Raw genomic sequence first — 2,915 nt, 5'->3', positions numbered from 1 at the left:
AACTCGGAAAAGAAATTTAAAGAGGGGGGTGACAAATGTCTATGATTTCTACAGATAGCAGATACACAAATAATTTTATTGAAATTATGCAATAAATCGAATTATATTTGAACATCATTAATTGAGTTATAATGGAAGTTGATATAGGAGACTTGGTCATGGAAAAGATAATAAGAACTGCTTTGGGAGAGAAAAAAGCAGACATAGTGATGAAAGACACAAATATAATTAATGTTTGTACCGGCGAAATCGAACAGGAAGACATTGCTATAAAAACCGATAAAATTGCATTAGTAGGTAATGCTTCTCACACTATAGGAGAAAAAACAAGAATAATAAATGGAAAGGACAAATTCGCCTCGCCTGGATTTTTTGATTCACACATACACATTGAATCCAGCGAGATCACCATTACAGAATTCACCAGAGCATGCCTATCTCATGGAACCACTGCGGTAATCTGGGATCCTCACGAAATAGCAAATGTAAGGGGAGTAAAAGGAATAAGAGAGATCTTGGCAGAGTCAAGAAATCTTCCACTCAAGGTATTTGTTATGATACCTAGCTGTGTTCCAGCCGCCTCTCCAAAGTTGGGAACTTCAGGAGCAGTAATTAGTACCGAGGATATTTTAGAACTGGCACGTGAAGAGGGGATAATGGGTCTGGGAGAGGTAATGAATTTCCCGGGGGTACTCAGTTGCGATAAGGGAGTTTTAGCCAAAATAAAAGCGGCAGAGAGATTCAGAGCAATAGACGGCCATGCTCCTGGCCTTAGGGCGGAAAAGCTTTGCGCCTATTTCTCAACCGGAATTCGCTCGGACCACGAATCTATCTCCGGAGAGGAAGGAGTTGAAAAGTTGAGAAGAGGCGTCTTTCTAATGATTAGGGAAGGAACAGCATCCAAAAACTTAGCAAGTCTAATTAAACCAATTATTGAAATGAAAATGGACACCAGAAATTGCCTATTGGCTACAGATGATAAAAGCCCTGAAGATTTAAAAGATCAGGGAGAAGTTGATTTTCTCATAAGAAGGTGTATCGAGGAAGGATTAGACCCAATAAGAGCATACCAGATGGCAACCCTTAATCCTGCCTGTTATCTGGGAGTAGATAATAAATTAGGTAGTATAACACCGGGAAAAATTGCAGATATAGTTTTGCTAGATAACCTAGAAAAAGTGAACGTTACCACAACAATTGTTTCCGGAATTCCAATAGTGGTTGATGGAAGATTTGAGGTTAAAATCAGAAATTACAAGTATTCTTCGGAAATCCAAAACAGCGTAAATGTCGGGAAAATACCAGAACCAGATGCTTTTCGCATAAAAACTCCTAATAAAAACGAGCAAAAAGTCAAGTTAATTCGAGTATCGGAAGGTACGCTTATCACCAGTTCGGAAACTGAGTACCTTAAAGTCGAAAAAGGCAATGTCATACCAGATCCTAAAAAAGATGTTCTTCAGGTAGCAGTTGTTGAGAGACATCACGCCTCAGGAGAGGTTGGAAGGGGATTCGTAAGAGGATTTGGTTTGAAAGAAGGAAGTATCGCGTCAACTGTAGCTCATGATTCACACAACATTGTAATAGTGGGGACCAATTGGAACGACATGGCAAAAGCCGTGAGTGAAATAGTAAAAATGCAGGGAGGTATGGTAGTAGTAAATAGGGGTAAAAAAATTTCTCACCTAACATTAAAATTTGCTGGCCTTATGAGCACAGAACCCATTGAAAAAGTCATAGAAAGAAGAAAAAAACTAGAAAAGGCAGTAATAGAGATGGGTTGTGAACTCGAATCTCCCTTTATGACCCTGTCCTTCATATCTCTACCCGTTATCCCAGAGTTAAAGATCACGGAAAAAGGATTAATTGACGTAATAAATCAAGAGGTAACAAATGTTCTATTTTAACTTCTAGGAATAATTCTGCTGGATTTGAGACTGATAAATCTGTTCTATCCAATTGTTTAAATAAGTAGAATCTAAACTGGGCTGACTTTTGACATTTTCAATTTTTCTTTTAAGTATCGGAGATTGGTCAAAAATTTCTCTCAAATTTTTTTCTACAAATAGTGAAACTTTACTTGTTTCCTCTCTTAGTCGCTGACCATCACAAAATTTGAGAGCAGAAACAGTTATTCTAATATCTCCATTGTTATTACTGCAGACACTAGCAGAATAATTAGCTTCATCAGTGATCCATTCAAGTATTGATTTATCTTCCCCAATGGAGCTTCCGACATATCGGTAGTGTGAGAACCATTTTCCTTTAAGTCTGTTTGCGATTTTGTTGTGATCTTCCCTTTTAAGATTTATCTTCATCTCAATTTCACAAGAGGGAAATTCATTTAGCTCCGAATAATTGGAATCATTAGATTCTTCCTCACTCCTGTTAAATAAGTTCGATACCAAGTTTCCTCCATGCTTAGTTAAAAAATATTCTTGGTCGTTGTTTTTTGCAATTATTCTCTTTCTTACAAGCCTTTTTAATGCAATAGTAAGTGTCTGCTGATGAATATCCAAATATCGTCTAATTCCCTGAAAACCGAAAGAGAATTTCTTCAATTTGGCATCATTGCTACCAAAAAGTGCTAAAACCTCAATCTCCGGAAAACTCAAAACTGGAATTTTAGATAGAGAATCATCTAGATTTAAATAATCCTTATTCGAGTGAGCGTTTTGTTCATCATTACTAAGAACGTCCTGAAAATCTTCCTGCACTACAGTAACCTCCTTAAAGACCCTCTCAAAGGAATATGAATGATTTTTGCACAACCGTTACCAACCGACACATACAATTACTATCTTAAATTTTTTTCTAAATAGGAATAGAACCCAGAAGGGTCTCACTGAAAAACGAGGGGCCCCGTCTTAGGTATGTAGTTTTTCTGGTTGTTGTTTGTCTTATGTAGGGGTTGA

Annotated in this window: 2 protein-coding genes; one reads left to right on the top strand and one right to left on the bottom strand. The window is 37.3% G+C overall.

What is annotated here, in order from left to right; all coding sequences use genetic code 11:
* Positions 1 to 158 precede the first annotated feature (158 nt).
* The gene (gene ade / locus ACUVXA_RS19035; protein WP_445872869.1) at positions 159 to 1,907 is read left to right on the top strand and encodes an adenine deaminase; all 1,749 of its coding nucleotides are present in this window, start codon (positions 159 to 161) and stop codon (positions 1,905 to 1,907) included.
* A 3-nt stretch (positions 1,908 to 1,910) separates the two neighbouring features.
* Here ade and ACUVXA_RS19030 read toward each other — a convergent pair whose 3' ends face one another.
* Positions 1,911 to 2,717, bottom strand: coding sequence for a hypothetical protein (locus ACUVXA_RS19030; protein WP_445872868.1), 807 nt, complete (start codon positions 2,715 to 2,717; stop codon positions 1,911 to 1,913).
* Positions 2,718 to 2,915 lie beyond the last annotated feature (198 nt).

The organism is Candidatus Jordarchaeum sp. (assembly GCF_052745115.1).
The sequence above is the reverse complement of the archived record's forward strand: the minus strand, read 5'-3'. Positions and strand labels throughout refer to the sequence as shown.